The organism is Nocardiopsis sp. CA-288880, from assembly GCF_050955985.1.
Lineage (GTDB): Bacteria > Actinomycetota > Actinomycetes > Streptosporangiales > Streptosporangiaceae > Nocardiopsis > Nocardiopsis tropica.
Window position 1 is genome coordinate 4,690,863 of sequence record NZ_CP192105.1, and the last position, 14,973, is coordinate 4,705,835.

At 71.2% G+C, this 14,973-nt stretch carries 14 protein-coding genes; 3 read left to right on the forward strand and 11 right to left on the reverse strand.

Annotation, left to right across the window (positions count from 1 at the left end):
• Positions 1-29: 29 nt before the first annotated feature.
• From ACQPYD_RS20460 to ACQPYD_RS20495, 8 genes are all read right to left on the reverse strand, one after another.
• The gene (locus ACQPYD_RS20460; RefSeq protein WP_352985780.1) at positions 30-905 is read right to left on the reverse strand and encodes a carbohydrate ABC transporter permease; all 876 of its coding nucleotides are present in this window, start codon (positions 903-905) and stop codon (positions 30-32) included.
• Positions 905-1,810 carry a carbohydrate ABC transporter permease gene (locus ACQPYD_RS20465; RefSeq protein WP_344180906.1) on the reverse strand — a complete coding sequence of 302 codons (906 nt, stop codon included), beginning with the start codon at positions 1,808-1,810 and terminating at the stop codon, positions 905-907. Before ACQPYD_RS20465 ends, ACQPYD_RS20460 begins: the two co-directional genes overlap by 1 nt.
• Before the next feature lie 3 nt (positions 1,811-1,813).
• On the reverse strand, positions 1,814-3,097 hold the full coding sequence (locus tag ACQPYD_RS20470; RefSeq protein WP_433697209.1) for an ABC transporter substrate-binding protein: 1,284 nt from the start codon (positions 3,095-3,097) through the stop codon (positions 1,814-1,816).
• 130 nt (positions 3,098-3,227) lie between these two features.
• Positions 3,228-5,225 carry an alpha-amylase family protein gene (locus tag ACQPYD_RS20475; RefSeq protein ID WP_433697210.1) on the reverse strand — a complete coding sequence of 666 codons (1,998 nt, stop codon included), beginning with the start codon at positions 5,223-5,225 and terminating at the stop codon, positions 3,228-3,230.
• Positions 5,222-7,348, reverse strand: a complete 2,127-nt coding sequence (locus ACQPYD_RS20480; RefSeq protein ID WP_433697211.1) for a family 10 glycosylhydrolase — start codon at positions 7,346-7,348, stop codon at positions 5,222-5,224. Before ACQPYD_RS20480 ends, ACQPYD_RS20475 begins: the two co-directional genes overlap by 4 nt.
• A 141-nt stretch (positions 7,349-7,489) precedes the next feature.
• Entirely contained in the window at positions 7,490-8,389 is a 900-nt protein-coding gene (locus ACQPYD_RS20485; RefSeq protein ID WP_433697212.1) for a 2-hydroxy-3-oxopropionate reductase, read from the reverse strand.
• A gap of 82 nt (positions 8,390-8,471) precedes the next feature.
• Positions 8,472-9,302 carry a hydroxypyruvate isomerase family protein gene (locus ACQPYD_RS20490; RefSeq protein WP_352985790.1) on the reverse strand — a complete coding sequence of 277 codons (831 nt, stop codon included), beginning with the start codon at positions 9,300-9,302 and terminating at the stop codon, positions 8,472-8,474.
• 103 nt (positions 9,303-9,405) lie between these two features.
• A complete protein-coding gene (locus ACQPYD_RS20495) occupies positions 9,406-10,167 on the reverse strand; it encodes a FadR/GntR family transcriptional regulator (RefSeq protein WP_433697213.1) in 762 nt (253 codons plus the stop codon).
• 79 nt (positions 10,168-10,246) lie between these two features.
• Here ACQPYD_RS20495 and ACQPYD_RS20500 point away from each other — a divergent pair, with 79 nt between their 5' ends.
• Both ACQPYD_RS20500 and ACQPYD_RS20505 read left to right on the forward strand, forming a co-directional pair.
• Positions 10,247-11,203: a D-2-hydroxyacid dehydrogenase gene (locus ACQPYD_RS20500; protein WP_433697214.1), complete on the forward strand. Its 957-nt coding sequence runs from the start codon at positions 10,247-10,249 to the stop codon at positions 11,201-11,203.
• 66 nt (positions 11,204-11,269) lie between these two features.
• Positions 11,270-12,670: a GH1 family beta-glucosidase gene (locus tag ACQPYD_RS20505; protein WP_433697215.1), complete on the forward strand. Its 1,401-nt coding sequence runs from the start codon at positions 11,270-11,272 to the stop codon at positions 12,668-12,670.
• A gap of 77 nt (positions 12,671-12,747) precedes the next feature.
• Here ACQPYD_RS20505 and ACQPYD_RS20510 read toward each other — a convergent pair whose 3' ends face one another.
• The 3 genes from ACQPYD_RS20510 to ACQPYD_RS20520 all read right to left on the reverse strand — a co-directional run bounded on the left by ACQPYD_RS20510 (position 12,748) and on the right by ACQPYD_RS20520 (position 14,463).
• A complete protein-coding gene (locus ACQPYD_RS20510; protein ID WP_267950419.1) occupies positions 12,748-13,020 on the reverse strand; it encodes a MerR family transcriptional regulator in 273 nt (90 codons plus the stop codon).
• Positions 13,021-13,632: 612 nt separating this feature from the next.
• Positions 13,633-13,956 carry a hypothetical protein gene (locus ACQPYD_RS20515; RefSeq protein WP_433697216.1) on the reverse strand — a complete coding sequence of 108 codons (324 nt, stop codon included), beginning with the start codon at positions 13,954-13,956 and terminating at the stop codon, positions 13,633-13,635.
• Between the two features lie 78 nt (positions 13,957-14,034).
• Positions 14,035-14,463 carry an Hsp20/alpha crystallin family protein gene (locus ACQPYD_RS20520; protein ID WP_433697217.1) on the reverse strand — a complete coding sequence of 143 codons (429 nt, stop codon included), beginning with the start codon at positions 14,461-14,463 and terminating at the stop codon, positions 14,035-14,037.
• 160 nt (positions 14,464-14,623) lie between these two features.
• Here ACQPYD_RS20520 and ACQPYD_RS20525 point away from each other — a divergent pair, with 160 nt between their 5' ends.
• Entirely contained in the window at positions 14,624-14,911 is a 288-nt protein-coding gene (locus ACQPYD_RS20525) for a MerR family transcriptional regulator (protein ID WP_433697218.1), read from the forward strand.
• The last annotated feature ends 62 nt before the right edge of the window (positions 14,912-14,973 follow it).

Sequence of the window (14,973 nt, forward strand, 5' to 3'; positions counted from 1 at the left end):
GGCGCGCCGGACCGGCCCTTCCGTCCCTCCTACTTGAGGCCGCTGGTGACCATGCCGCGGATCAGGTAGCGCTGCGCGAAGACGAAGAACAGGATGACCGGCAGCAGGGAGACCAGGGACATCGCGAACAGCATCCCGATCCCCTGCTGGCTCTCCGAGCTCACCATCGCGCTGAGCGCGACCGGCACGGTGTACATGTCCGTCGACGTCAGGTAGATGAGCGGCGTGAAGAAGTCGTTCCACGTCCAGATGAACGTGAAGATGGTCGTCGTCACCAGGGCCGGGCGCATGAGCGGGAAGACCACGTGCCAGAAGATCCGGAAGGGGCCCGCCCCGTCGATCGCCGCGGCGCGGTCGAGGTCGCGCGGGATGCCCCTGATGAACTGCACCATCAGGAAGATGAAGAACGCGTCGGTTGCGAGCAGCTTGGGGATCAGCAGCGGCAGGTAGGTGTCCACCCATCCCAGCTGGGCGAAGAAGATGTACTGCGGGATGATCAGCACGTGCATCGGCAGCATGACCGAGACGAGAGTGATCCCGAAGAAGAGGCGGCGCGACCTGAACTCCAGCCTGGCGAGCGCGTAGGCCGCGAGTGAGCAGGAGAAGAGGTTGCCGAGGATCGATCCCACGGTCACGACGAGGGAGTTGAGGAAGAACACCGAGAAGGGGCGGTTGAGGGCGTGCCAGCCCTCCCGGAAGTTCTCGAAGGTGACCTCGGTGGGGACGAGCCCCGGTTCGGTCAGGATGAGGTGCGCGGGCTTGAAGGCGCTGACGATCATCCAGACCAGCGGGTAGATCATCACGATCAGGAAGAGCAGCAGGGCGCCGTGCTTGAGCATGGCGCTCCGCGTGCGTCGGCGGCTCCGGGGGCCGCGTGCGCCCGCGACCGGTGCGGCGTCGATCATCAGTCGTCTCCGTAGAAGACCCAGTACTTGGACAGGAAGAAGTGGACCGCGGTCACGGCGCCGATGACCAGCAGCAGGACCCAGGCCAGCGCGGAGGCGTAGCCCATGTCGAAGGCCTTGAAGCCCTGTTGGTAGACGTAGAGCGTGTAGAAGAGGGTGGAGTCGACCGGGCCGCCGGTACCGCCGCTGATCACGTGTGCCTGGGTGAAGGTCTGGAAGGCGCCGATGGTCTGCAGGATGAGGTTGAAGAAGATGATCGGCGTGAGGATCGGGACGGTGATGTGCCAGAACTGCCGCACCCGCGAGGCCCCGTCCACGCGGGCCGCCTCGTAGTACTCCTCGGGGATCTGCCGCAGGCCGGCCAGGAAGATGACCATCGGCGATCCGAAGGTCCACACGTTGAGCACGATGAGGGTCGAGAGCGCCGTGGACGGGTTCTGGAGCCAGCTCTGCCCCTCGATCCCGATCAGCGCGAGGAAGTCGTTGACCAGGCCGTGGTGTCCGAACACCTCCCGCCAGAGGACGGCGATCGCGACGCTCGCCCCCAGGAGCGAGGGAAGGTAGAAGGCGCCGCGGTAGAACGCGAGCCCCCGTACCCCGCGGTCCAGCAGGACCGCGAGGAGGAGCGCGAACATCAGCTGGAGCGGGACCGAGACGAGCACGTACCGCGCGGTGACGGACGTGGAGGCCCAGAACCGCTCGTCGCCGAACATGCGCTCGAAGTTGGCGAGCCCGGTGAAGTTCGGTGTGCTGAGGATGTTGTAGTCGGTGAAGGCCAGGTAGAGGGAGGCTCCGAGCGGGACGGCCGTCACCAGGCACAGGCCCAGCAGCCAGGGGGTGAGGAAGACGTAGGCGGCACGCCCCTGCTGCCTGGCGGCGGGACGGCGCTTCACTGAGGGGGCCACGCCCTACGCCCCCTGGTCGATGCCGGACCGGATCTCGTCGATGAGCGACTCCGCCACCTCCGAGACGGCGCCGTTGCCCAGGGCGACGTTCTCCGACGCCCTGGACAGCGCCTCCCGCCAGGTGCCCGTCCCGGGGGGAGCCTCGTACCGCGGCCGCTGCTCCTCGGCCCGCTCCGCCTCCACCACGGTCAGCATCTCCGTCTCGTCCTCCGAGGCGAACTCGTAGGACTCGGCGAGGACGCGGGGGTTGGGGGGAGCCCCCATGGTGAGGCCCACGGTCCGCAGGAAGTCCGCGTTGTTGACGCTGAAGTCGATGAGCCGCCCGGCCGCCTCGACCTTGTCGTCGTCGATGCCCTGGTAGACGGCCAGGCGGGGGTAGTAGAGGAAGCGGTGGCCGTCGGCAGCGCCGTCGACGACCGGCACGGACCGGAGCCGGTACTTCCAGTCGGGGAACATCGTGGCTTCGTCGATGATGTGGTTGGAGCTGCCGAAGTTGAGCAGGACGCTGTCCCCGACCGTGGAGAAGTCGGGCTGCATGCCCTCCTGCTCGCCCAGGCTCAGGACCGCCCCCTCGTCGAGGAGCTTGCGCCACCACTCGAACCAGTCGCCGAGCGCCTCGGCGTCGAAGCCGACGTCGCCGTCCTCGGTCCACAGGTCCTGGTCGCGCTGGCGCAGCCAGGCCTCGAAGCCCATGTCCTGGTCGGGGGTGTAGCTCGCCCCCTTGCGGCCCGCCGCGTTGTTGGCGCTGTAGTCCACGAGGAACTCGGCGAGGTCGTCCCACGTCCAGTCCTCCCCCGGCATCTCCGCCCCCTCCTCCTCCAGGAAGGTCTCGTTGTGGCGGACGACGGGGACGAAGACGCCGTGGGGCATGGTGACGAGCTCGCCGCCCAGGGAGAAGGACGCGATGTCCTCGTCGCCGTAGTCGGACAGGTCCAGGGTGGGGATGTCGTCGAGCCTGCGGTACAGCCCGTTCGCCTCGTACGTCATGACCTGGGGGGAGGCGATCCAGAAGATGTCGGCGACGTTGCGGGCCGCCATCTGCGTGGTCATGCGCTCCTGGAAGGCGGTGTACTCCGCGAACTCCGGATCGACCGTGATCTCGGGGTTGGCCTCCTGGAACTCCTCCAGTGCCCGGGTGTAGGTCTGCTGGCGGACGGTGTTCCCCCACCAGGCGTAGCGGAGCGCGGAACCGGAACCGCTGCCGCCGCAGCCGGACAGGAGCGTGGACGCCCCCATCGCGCCCAGGCCGGTCAACGCGAGAAAAGCGCGCCGATCGAAGTCTCTCATCACATTCCCTTCGCTGCGGGGGAAGTCACACAGGTGCGTGTGCAGCCTCATAGGACATGTTTCCGACCCGGATCTGGTCTGTCAATAATTCATGAATACTTGTTTTACAATGTTACCGGGCCTTGATGGGTCAGGGCCTGACCAGCACCTCGAAGAGGTCGATACGGGGCAGTACGACCTCGCCGTCCCCTGCCAGTCCGGTGTCGGCACGCAGGGCGAACGACGGCTGCTCCGGCCACCACGGCACCCTCAGACGGCGTCCCTCCACCGGCAGGGGCGTCCGGAACCCCTGGGGCACGTCGCCCGAGTGGTTGATGAGGTGGACCACTCCCCCCGCCGCCGAGGCGCCCAGGACCACCTCGACCTGCTCGGGGAGGTCGGTGTCGACCTGGACGGGCCCCCTCGCCGTGCGCAGCGCCGTTTCGACGAACACGTCCCTGTGCCCGCTCAGGCCCGCCTGCCGGTACGCGCGGCCCGGCGTCCAGGGCAGAACGGCGATCCGGCCCCGTCCGTGGTCGCGCCACAGTGCTCCGGGCAGGTCGAGCTCCAAGTGGCCGTGGCACTTCTCGGGAGGGCCGTAGGGGGCGCGGGACAGCATCGGCAGGTCCGTCTGCGCGTCCGGCAGGGGCTCGACCACGTGGAAGGCGCCCAGAACGGGGAGGTCGCCCCCGCGCCGCGCGTCCTCCCGGCCGGGACGGCGCACATGGAGCGAGCGCACGGACTCGACGGTGTCCCGGACGGCTGTCCGGCGCAGCACGGGGGACCCCTCCAACTGGAAGGCGTCTCCCTCGAACCCGCTCCCGCCCGTGGCGAGCACGCCTCCCCCTCCGGCGACGAAGCGGTCCAGGGCCCCGACCCCCTCGGGTTCCAGCGGCCCGAGGTCGGGGAGGACGACCAGGCCGTAATCGCCCAGGCGGCCCTGGTCGCCCACGTCCGGAAGGCGCGGCTCCGGCAGGACGTCGAACGGGATGTGCCTTTCGAGGAGCGCCGTGTACAGTCCCCGGAACTCGTGCGTGGCCTCCTCCAACCGCGCGGGGGAGAGCTTCAGCGGATCCGGCCGCACCAGGAGGGCGCGGGCGGCCGGTGCGAGGTCGCGGTAGACCTCGCCGTGGTCGCGGTGGAAACGGGTCATCTCGCCGGCTACGCCGAGGCACTCGTAGGTGACGTCGTCGGGGGTGCCCATGATGTAGGTGGAGGGGTTGGCGCCGCGAGAGACGGCCTGGACCAGGTACTGGGCGAAGTGGTGGGGCTCCTCCCCTGCCAGGCGGTAGGGCATGTCGACGAAGCCCACGGCGTTGGTGAGCACCGGAACACGCGGCCGGTACGTCCTGGCCGCGCTGACGTGTTCGGCGGTCCGGTGGTGCCACAGGGGACGGCCGACGGCGTTGTTGGCCTCGTGGAAGACGATGTCGGCGCGATCCCCGAGAATGAGCGGCGCCTCCGGGCGGCGCGCGCTGACGTGGGCGCGCACGCGGGCGGTCAGCTCGTCGAGCACGGTCGCCGTGAACCTCTTCCACACGGGGTAGGTCGGGGAGTGCGGCCCTGCGGGCAGATCGGTACCGGGGGCGAAGTCGGCGAAGGCCCGCCGGCAGGGGAGGCAGTGGCAGGTGCCCCGGTGGACCCCGCTGTAGTCGACCTCGTTGAACGACATCCAGTTGAAGAAGAAACCGTCGACGGCGTACCGGTCCAGCACCTCGTCGACCACGTCGAAGAGGCGGTGCTGGTAGTAGTCCCCGCTCGGACACACACTGGTCAGGCCGTTGTACACCTGCTGTGCGCCGTCGGCGCCGGTGAAGCACCACTCCGGGTGGCGTTCGGCGCGGCGGTGGTCGACCTTGGAGAAGTCCATCCGGGCCAGGACACGTATCCCCCGCTCCCCCGCGGCCGCCACCGCGTCGCCGACCAGGTCGCCGGACGGGCGTTCGGCCAGCGCGGGGTTGCGGGTCTGGAAGTCCAGGTCCGTGGGGTGGTTGGAGACGATGCCGCCGACGCTGAGGAGCCAGGCGCTCGCGCCGAACCCCTCCAGGTAGTCGAGGACCCTGCCGACGTCCAGGCCGGCGTCGATCTCCCTCAGGTTCGTCTGGAACATCTGGAACGGCCGCTGCCACCAGAGGTCGTGTCCCGTCATGCCCCCTCACCCCCGATCCAGGTGAACAGGACGGTCTCCAGGAGGTCCGCGGTGTCGACGGCGACCTCGGCGCGGCCCTCCCGGAGGCGGACCGGGACATCGGCGCCCGCGACGAGGAGCCGGGCGCGCGCACCGACCGCGCCCTCGGGCAGGGCGATCGAGACCTCCTGCGGAGGGAGCGGGAGGATCTCCCGCATGGGCCCCTTGAGTGCCATGGGGTTGGTGAGGTTCACGATGACCACGGCGACCGACTCGGGGTTCTCCCACACCGCGAGGTCGACCAGGCCGCGCCCCCTCACCCGGACCCGCTCCGGTGCGCCGAGTGCCCAGCGGACGGCGTTGGCGACGAGGGTTCCGTGGTCGGGCTGGAGCGCCTCCCAGAACAGGGCCCCGAGGTTGAAGGGGACGTAGACCGAGCGCCCTCCGCCGGGGAGCTCCCGGGCGATGAGTGCGGGGCTGCCGGGCTCCTCCCTCGGATAGACCTCCTCCATCGGCAGGTCGGGGTAGTCGGGCACGAAGCGGAAGGGCACCTCGGTCCCGGCGCGGGCGGTCACCCCGACGAGCTCGGTCCCTCCGATGATGCGCTCCGCGCCGTCGAACCCGGCGTTGGTGGGGTGGTCCCCGGTGAGCGCGATGTAGTTGTTCTTCACGGGGCCGCGCACGGGCATGCTCAGGTCGGCGCCGAAGACGTCGGCGAGTCCGAAGTTGGCGCGGGGGGTGCCGTACTCGTCGTCCAGGGAGGACCTGTGGGCGGCGACGACGCTCCCCCCGGACTCGGCGAACGCCTGGACGGTCCGGCACTGCTCCTGGCTCAGCCGCTCCGCGTCGGGGAGGACGAGCACCTTGAACCGGTGGAGCTCCTCCACCGTCAGGTTCGGCTCCGCGACGATCTCGAAGGGGATGCGGGCCTCCACCAGGGCGTGGTAGAAGCCGTCCTCGTGGGCGCGCGTCCCGGTCCCCGCGGGGCCCGAGCCCGTCTCCAGGAGAGCCACGTCCGCCGTGACCGCACGGGCCGCCAGTTCGGGCTCGAGCAGCTCGTGGAGCGCGAAGGCGTCGGCGACGGGCCGTACCCAGCGGCGGTCGGGGACCATGCCGTTGAACTTGGTGAACCAGGGGAAGGCCCCCTGGGCGAAGCCGTCGACGATCCACACGGTGGTCTCGGCGCCCGGCGACACCGAGTCCTTCCAGCGGTGCTGGTGGTCCTCCGGGCCGATGGAGGTGATGAGGCCGACCGGCCTGTCCCGGAACACCGCCCTGCTCCGCTTGCCGTTGCGGCCGGCCGACCAGGGCGCCTCGACCCCGGAGCGGCCCTGCTTGTCGATGAGGAAGAAGGGGAAGTGCCTGGCCAGCATGTCGCGGTCGAGGTCGCGGGCGGCGATGCTCCCCAGGTTGGGGATGAACCGGGCGTGCGGACGGATGTCGCGCACGGCCCGGTCCCACAGGCTCACCAGTTCGCTCAGCTTGCGCCGGCGCCACACCACGTACGCGCGCCAGGCGGGGTCGGAGGAGTCGCCCTCGCGGCGCGGCAGGTCGAACCCGGTCTCGTCGCGGAAGCTGCGCAGTGCCGCTTCGCTGTAGGAGATGCCGTGGCCCTGCCAGCGGTTGGCGAACACGGCGTCCACGTCGTACCGGGTGACGATCTCCCGGGCCACCTCGGTGATGAACTCGCGGTTGTAGGGACCGAACGGACAGGTCAGCCAGATGTCGGGGTAGCCCCAGTGCTCCACCGGCCGACCGTCGGCGGTGCGCGCCAGCCACTCGGGGTGCGCGCGTGCGGCGTCGGCGTGGACGGCGTGGGGGTCCACCCGCGCCATGACGTGCATGTCGAGGCTGCGGGCCCCGTCGACGAGGGTGCCGAAGGGGTCGGTGTCACCGAGGTGGGCGCTGCGGTAGTGGTACGGGATGTCGGTCGGGTAGAACGCGACGTAGCCGCCGGCGCTGATGCAGGCCGCGTTGGACCTGGTCTCGCGCATGACGTCGATCCAGAAGCCGGGGTCGAAGCGTCCGGGGTCGTTCTCCGTCAGCGTGAGCTGTGTCCACCGTGTCGCGCCCAGATGCCAGTCGGACGTGCGTGGCGCGCCGGCCGCGGTCCGGGGCCCGCTCTCCGTCACATCCTGTGCCATGTGGCTGGTCCTCTCGTCGGCGTGGCCGCCGCGGGCCCGGCGTCTTCCGCGCCGGTGGTGCTCCGCGACGGCGGCAGCCAGTATAGGCACATTGTCAGTCAAGATTTCAAGACTGACAATGTGCTCGAGAGGGTGGACGGATCAGGCGGAGGCCTCCGCCTCACGCCCGGACAACTTCTCCACCTGCAACAACAGGGCGGAGTGGTCGAGAGATCCGTGGCCCTGGGCGCTCAGCGCACCCATCAGGGTCGCCGTCAGCGCTCCGAGGGGGATCGCCACACCGGCCTCGCGCGCCGCGGCCGTCACGATCCCCAGGTCCTTGTGGTGCAGGTCGACCCTGAACCCCGGTGCGAAGTCGCGCGCGAGCATCGACGCGGCCTTGCGGTCCAGGACCGTGCTCCCCGCCAGTCCGCCCGCGAGCACGCGCACCGCGCGCTCCCGGTCGACGCCGTGCGCGTCGAGGAAGACCAGCGCCTCGGAGACGAGTTCGATCACCCCCGCGACGATCAGCTGGTTGGAGGCCTTGACGGTCTGGCCGGCTCCGGCCGCCCCGACGTGGACCACCGTCGCGCCGAGCGCGTCCAGCACGGGCTCCGCCAGGGCGAAGGCCTCCGGCTCGCCCCCGACCATGATCGAGAGCTTCGCCTCGACGGCCCCCTGCTCTCCCCCGCTGACGGGCGCGTCCAGGACCGGCACCCCCCTGGCCTCCCCCGCCTCCGCCAGGGAACGGGCCACGTCGGGCCGGATGGTGCTCATGTCGATGAGCAGCGCACCGGGCCGCATGTGCGCCAGTGCCCCGTCCTCGCCAAGGACCACGGCTTCCACGTCCGGCGAGTCGGGCAGCATCGTGACGACGGCGTCGGCCCCCGCCACCGCCTCGGCCACCGAGGGCGCGGCGCGCCCGCCGGCGTCCACCAGCGCCTCCCTCTTCCCGGCGCTGCGGTTGTACCCCACCACGTCGAATCCGGCGCGGACGAGGTTGGCCGCCATGGGGGCTCCCATGACGCCGAGGCCGATGAACGCGATCGTTCGTACACTCACTGCACAAGCTCCTGGGTCGTTTCGTCGGTGCCGGCGAGCCGTCCGGCCCACCGGAATGCTGTGCTCCGGCCGGGGCCGGTCCTCACGCCTCAGTGCCCCCGGGGAGACCGGGCAGGTCGCAGGAGCGCGTCCAGGCGAAGGGGGAGGGTCCCCCGCCCGCGTGCTCCAGGGCGACCCATCCGCCGTAACCGCCGCCGGCGAGGTCGAGCACCCAGTCGCCCAACGGGAGCCCGCCCGTCCCGGGGGCGCCCCTGCCGGGCGCGTCGGCCAGCTGGACATGGCTCACCCGGTCCCGGTGGCGGGCGAGGGCGGCCGGGACGTCGTCGCCGTTGACGGCCAGGTGGTACACATCCAGGAGGAGGCCGAGATTGTCCGCGCCCGTCTCCTCGCCGACACGGTCGATCACCGCCACCGCCTCGTCCGCCGTGAGCAGCGGGTAGTCCGGGGCTCCGCTGACCGGCTCGACGAGGATCGTGCCACCGATCTCGGCGAGCGCGCCCGCGGCCTCCCCCAGGGCGCGGACGGCGGCGGCGTCCTGCTCGTCGTCGGGGACGTCGGTGCGGCGGTTGCCGTACAGGGCGTTGAACGACCGGCAGCCCAGGGCCTCCGCGATACGGCGCACCACCGCCGTGTGGGCCCGCAGTTCGTCGGCGTGGTCGGGCCAGGAGACCACGCCCCGGTCGCCGCCGGGCATGTCACCGGCGTAGAGGTTGAGTCCGACCAGGCTCAGTCCCGAAGCGCGGACGGTGTCGACGAAGCCCTCGACCTCGTGCTCCGGAGGCGTCGGCCCGGCGAAGGGCCACCAGAACTCGACCGCCTCGAAGCCGGCCTCCCGGACCGCCTCGAGCCTCTGCTCGGGCGGCCGGTCCTTCATCATGATGGAACAGTTCACGGCGTAGCGCGGTGTCCGCACGGTGCTTTCCCCTCGGGCGTCGTTACGGGCCGGACCGGGGCAACTGGTCCGACCACCTGACCGATGGCGAAGCTAAGCGGGCACCGCACGCCGTGTCAAGCGCTCAGGGGCGCTCCGCACGCCCCTCGTCCCGCGAGGAGCCCAGCTCGCCCAGCAGACCCGTCTCGATCTCGCTCATGTGCACGGCCATCAGCTGCCGCGCCCGGCGGTGGTCGCGCCGTTCGATGGCGCGCAGGACCTGCCGGTGGTGTTCGAGGTAGTGCTCCGCCTGGTTCTCCCTGCGGCGGGAGCGGTCCTTGAGCTCGCTCCACATGCGCTCGCGCATGAGCCCGACCAGGGTCTGCTCCAGGGCGAGGAGCACGCTGTTGTGCGAGGCCGCCGCCACCGCCAGGTGGAAGTCGGCGTCGACCGCGGACGGGTCCTCCCCCGCGCGCACCACGCGCTCCTGCTCGAGCACCAGGTCCTCCAGCACCCGCAGGTCGTTGGAGGTCCGCGCGGTCGCCGCGTGCTCGGCGCACACCGGTTCGAGCGAGGCCCTGGCGACGATGAGGTCCAACGGGCTGTGCTCCCCGGCGACCGCGGCGCGGGCCCGCAGGACGTTCGCCTCGGAACCCCCGTCGCCCACCACGTAGGTACCGCTGCCCACCCGCACGTCGAGCACCCCCGCGTGCTCCAGGACGCGGATGGCCTCGCGCACCGAACCGCGTCCGACCTCGAACGTCTCGGCCAGCACGCGCTCGGAGGGCAGCGGTGATCCGGGGGGAAAAGCACCCGACCGCACCCCGGCGAGGATCTGGTCGGCGACCGAGGAGTAGACCTTGGACCGCTCCACGGCCCGGAAGACCGGACGCCCCTCCTGTGGCATCTGACACACACCTTCCCTATACTCACCGGACCGGTCGGACCAATCTCGGCCAAAATTACCAGAGCGAGCGAAGGACGTGATGTGCGTGCCCGAGTACGGACCAGTACTCGTGAGCGGGCGGTTCGATCCCGGTGAGAAGGCGCGGATCCGCGCGGCCGCGGCGGGCGCCCCGGTGGAGTTCGTGGAAAGGCCAGGGGAGCGCCCCGACCTCCTGGCCTCGGCGACCGTCGTCGCCGGGACCCTCAGCGGGGAGGAACTGGCAGCGGCGTCCGCCGTGCGCTGGGTCCACAGCTGGGCGGCGGGCGTCAACGCCGACCTCGCGGGCGGGATGGGCGGGCACCCGGCGACCCTCACCTCCTCCGCGGGCAACGGCGCGATACCCCTGGCCGAACACGCGATGATGCTGATGCTGATGTTGAACCGCGACGCCGCCCGATGGGCCCGGGCCCAGGCCGACCGTCGATGGGAGCGCTTCGAGCACGGCGAGCTCAACGGCCTCACCTGCGGGATCATCGGCCTGGGGCGCTCCGGTCTCGACCTGGCCGCCAAGGCCGCGGCCTTCCACATGCGGGTGGTGGGGGTACGGCGGCGAACCGACCGGCCCTCCCCCGGCGTGGACGCCGTCTTCGCCCCGCGGGACCTGCACCGGATGCTGGGCGAGTCCGACTTCGTGGTGGTCACGGCCCCCGACACTCCGGCCACCGAGCACCTGGTCGGCGAGGCCGAGCTCAGGGCGATGAAGGGGTCCGCGTTCCTCGTCGTGGTCTCGCGCGGCGGGATCGTGGACGACCGGGCCCTGCTGCGGGCCCTCACCGAGGGATGGATCGCCGGGGCCGGACTCGACGCCCACGCCGAGGAGCCGCTCCCGGAGGCCAGCCCCTTCTGGGACCTTCCCAACGTCGTCGTCACCCCGCACAACGGAGCGACGACCGCCGCGACGCGGCGCCGCGGGGTGGACATCTTCGTCGACAACCTGGAGCGCCACGTCCAGGGCCGGCCGCTGGCGAACGTCGTCGACAAGTCCGCCGGCTACTGACCCCGCCCCTCTCCCCCACCCCCGGCCATGACGCCGCTCCACGCACACAGCCATCGGAGACACACCATGACCACGCCAGAGCTGCCCGCCCTCCCGCCCGGCTTCGTCTTCGGGGCCGCGACGGCGGCCTACCAGATCGAGGGCGCCGCCGACGTGGGCGGGCGCGGCCCGTCCATCTGGGACACCTACTGCCGGACGCCCGGCCGCGTCGCCCGCGGCGAGAGCGGTGACGTCGCCTGCGACCACTACCACCGGTACCCGGAGGACGTGGCACTCCTCCGGGAGCTGGGAGTGGACGCCTACCGGTTCTCGATCGCCTGGCCCCGGGTCGTGCCGACCGGGAAGGGAGCGGTCAACCCCGAGGGACTGGCCTTCTACGACCGCCTCGTCGACGCCGTGCGCGAGGCCGGTATCGAGCCCGTGGCCACCCTCTACCACTGGGACCTCCCGCAGGCGCTGGAGGACGAGGGGGGCTGGCGCGTGCGCGCCACAGCCGAGCGCTTCGCCGAGTACGCGCGGGCGGTGGCGGACCGGCTGGGCGACCGGGTGCAGCGCTGGATCACCCTGAACGAGCCGCACTGCTCGGCGTTCGTCGGCCACGCGGTGGGCCGCCACGCCCCGGGGACCCGGGAGGGCACACCCGCCCTGGCCGCCGCGCACCACCTGCTGCTGGCCCACGGTCTCGCGGCACGGGAACTGCGTGCCTCCGCGGCACGGCACGGTCGCGCGGCGGAGGTCGGCATCACCCTCAACCCGGACCGCTTCATCCCCGCCACGGACTCGCCCGAGGACGCGGAGGCCGTGGACCGCGCCGAGACGCTGCACAACCGGGTGTGGCTGGATCCGCTGCTGCGCGGACACTACCCCCGGAACGAGACGGCCACCTGGGGGTCCATGGCCGACGGGAGCTACCGGTCCCCCGAGGACGCGGCGACCATCGCGCAGCCGCTGGACTTCGTCGGACTGAACTACTACCGCCCCGTGCGGGTGCGCCATGCGCCCCTGCCCGACGCCGCCGCGCGCACGGCAGTCGACATCGGGGTGGAACAGGTCCCGGTCGAGGGGGTGCGCCACACGACCATGGGGTGGCCCGTGGTCCCGGAGTCCTTCACCGACCTCCTGCTCGACCTGCACCGCCGGTATCCGGAGCTGCCCCCGGTCTACATCACCGAGAACGGCTCGGCGGAGCCGGACGTGCCCGCGGCGGACGGACGCGTGCACGACGAGGACCGGGTCGCCTACCTGCGGGACCACCTGGCGGCCCTCGCCGACGCCGTCGCGGCCGGAGTCGACGTGCGGGGATATTTCGTCTGGTCCCTGCTCGACAACTTCGAGTGGGCCTACGGGTACGACCGCAGGTTCGGCATCGTGTCGGTCGACTACGAGACGCTGGCACGCACGCCCAAGGACAGCTACCACTGGTATCGGCAGATGGTGCGGGCGCACCGGGAGCGCCGTACGGGGTGAGGCCACGGGGCGGGACGGGCTCCCAGGAGCGGTCCTGTGAGTCCGTGCCGTCCCGGGGCCTCCGGGTCGGCGACCGCTCAGTCGGTCCGCGGCCCGCCTCCGGAGGTGCGGAGTTCCTCGTTGATCCGCTGCGCCTCCTCCAGCTGGTCCTCCAGGATGATGATCCTGCAGGCGGCTTCGATCGGGGTGCCCTCGTCCACGAGTTCGCGGGCGCGGGAGGCGATCCTGAGCTGGTAGCGGGAGTAGCGGCGGTGTCCGCCCGCCGAGCGCAGGGGCTCGATCAGGCGGGCCTCACCCAGAGCGCGCAGGAAGGCCGGCGTGGTACCGATCATCTCCGCGGCGCGGCCCATGGTGTAGGCGGGGTAGTCGTCATCGTCGAACCGGTTGGTTCCGGAACTGGTCAAGCGTTTCTCTTTCTCTCCTCATCGCACGCCGAGGACCCCAGCGCCGAACGGCGCTGGGGTCCGAGAGTTCAATACCATCTACCGGCTGCTGCCGGTCTTCCGCTTCCCGATGTCGAACTGGAACGGGAACGCGGGGATCGCGGTTGTGTGACCGTGGACCACCTTCTTCCGAACCGGGGCCTGCGGTACCCGAGCGGAACAACCCACACCCGGGCGATCCTCGATGGCATCTACTCCTCTCGATCTCACTGCGTGCACTTCACTCCTGCTGCGGCGCCCTGTATACGGGGGCGCCGGTACTGCCACTGCGGTCCTACCGGCCCCCGGCACTGTCCGACGTCTCCGTACCGGTCGAGCCCTACCGCGTCCTTCCCCACTACCCCGGCGCCTCCCGTGTCGGCGGGACGCCGATCCTGCTCTCCACCGGCGTTTCCGGTGGTCCACCCCGTGGATCCCTGTGGCTACGACAGGAAATGTATCAGCGGTCCCGGTGCATGTCTACTCTGGCCGATGGAGATTTTGGCTCGCCCTGTGGGCAGGTTTTCTGGAGCCGACGCCTCAGCCCGCCCCCGCGTGGGCCGGGGCCTCCAGGAACGCCCGCAGCTGCTCGGCCAGCGGTTCGTCGAGGCTGTGCGGCGCGCCTCGGTGGCGGGGGTCCCGGAACGCGCGCCGGAAGGCCCCGGGGTCGCCGGTGAGGTCGGCGGTGGCGCCCCTGAGGTCCTCCAGCGCCCGGCGGAGCCGTCCTGGCGTGCTCCCCCAGGCGGACTCGTAGGCCCGGAGCGCGCGGAAGAAGCGGACGCACGCCAGGTGGGTCGACTCTCGGTGGTCGTGGCGCTGGATGTGCTCGGCCATCGCGCGCGTCCTGCGGAGTGTGGAAGGCATTCGGTTCACTGCTTCCTGAGAAGAGGGGAACGGACACTGCTCAGGGGGCGGCCCGGCCCGAGCCGGGCCGCCGGGGGTTCAGGCGTCGATGCCGCGAGGCCGGCCGTCGCCCTGGCCGACGCTGATCTTGCGCGGCTTGGCCTGCTCGGCCACCGGGATGCGCAGGGTCAGGACACCGTCGGCGTAGTCGGCCCGGATGGCGTCGGTCCGCAGCGTCTCGCCGAGGAACAGCTGTCGCGAGAAGGTGCCGGAAGGGCGTTCGGCGACCACCACCGCCTCGCGGTCGCGCACGGCGTCGGGGCGCTCGGCGGTCACGGTGAGCACGTTGCGCTCGACCTCCAGGTCGATGGAGTCGGCGCGCACCCCCGGCAGGTCGAAGCAGACGACGAAATCGTCGCCCTCGCGGTAGGCGTCGATCGGCATGGTGGCCGGTCGTGACGCCTCCCCCAGGATCCGCTGCGTGAGGCGGTCGATGTCCCGGAAGGGGTCGGTACGCATCAGCATCATGGAAACCTCCTCTGTCCCTACTAGAAAACCTGATGCGAGGTGACGCAGGTTTTATACCTCAGGACGCGGGAGATAAACAATCGTGTCCGATAAAGGTTTTCTCAAGTCCGGAGGTAGGGTCGGAGGGCGCACCGATGGCTCGGCGAGGAAGGACGTGCTGATGGCAGAACCGCGGCCGGGTACCGCACGCGGCCTGTACACGATCTCCGTGGCCGCCAGGTTGGCGGGGGTCGCACCGCCGAGCCTGCGCTCCTACGAGGAGCGGGGCCTGGTCGCCCCGGCGCGCACCGAGGGCGGCACGCGCATGTACAGCGACGACGACATCGCCCGGCTGAGACGGGTCGTCGAACTGGCGGCACAGGGGGTGAACCTGACGGGGATCGGTCGGATCCTGGAGCTGGAGGAGGAGAACACCCGCCTGCGCGACGGCCCTCCCGGGGACGGGTGAGGGCGCCCGCCCCCGGCCCCGCCGCCGCGGCCGGCCCGCGTCGGCGCCCCTCCCCCTCTCCG

What these genes read in the sequence shown, in the direction of transcription:
- ACQPYD_RS20525 (WP_433697218.1), top strand. Translation starts at nt 14,624, where the DNA reads ATGGCAGAACCGCGGCCGGGTACCGCACGCGGCCTGTACACGATCTCC.
- ACQPYD_RS20520 (WP_433697217.1), bottom strand. Translation starts at nt 14,463, where the DNA reads ATGATGCTGATGCGTACCGACCCCTTCCGGGACATCGACCGCCTCACG.
- ACQPYD_RS20505 (WP_433697215.1), top strand. Translation starts at nt 11,270, where the DNA reads ATGACCACGCCAGAGCTGCCCGCCCTCCCGCCCGGCTTCGTCTTCGGG.
- ACQPYD_RS20500 (WP_433697214.1), top strand. Translation starts at nt 10,247, where the DNA reads ATGTGCGTGCCCGAGTACGGACCAGTACTCGTGAGCGGGCGGTTCGAT.
- ACQPYD_RS20460 (WP_352985780.1), bottom strand. Translation starts at nt 905, where the DNA reads ATGATCGACGCCGCACCGGTCGCGGGCGCACGCGGCCCCCGGAGCCGC.
- ACQPYD_RS20495 (WP_433697213.1), bottom strand. Translation starts at nt 10,167, where the DNA reads ATGCCACAGGAGGGGCGTCCGGTCTTCCGGGCCGTGGAGCGGTCCAAG.
- ACQPYD_RS20510 (WP_267950419.1), bottom strand. Translation starts at nt 13,020, where the DNA reads ATGGGCCGCGCCGCGGAGATGATCGGTACCACGCCGGCCTTCCTGCGC.
- ACQPYD_RS20480 (WP_433697211.1), bottom strand. Translation starts at nt 7,348, where the DNA reads ATGGCACAGGATGTGACGGAGAGCGGGCCCCGGACCGCGGCCGGCGCG.
- ACQPYD_RS20475 (WP_433697210.1), bottom strand. Translation starts at nt 5,225, where the DNA reads ATGACGGGACACGACCTCTGGTGGCAGCGGCCGTTCCAGATGTTCCAG.
- ACQPYD_RS20470 (WP_433697209.1), bottom strand. Translation starts at nt 3,097, where the DNA reads ATGAGAGACTTCGATCGGCGCGCTTTTCTCGCGTTGACCGGCCTGGGC.
- ACQPYD_RS20515 (WP_433697216.1), bottom strand. Translation starts at nt 13,956, where the DNA reads ATGCCTTCCACACTCCGCAGGACGCGCGCGATGGCCGAGCACATCCAG.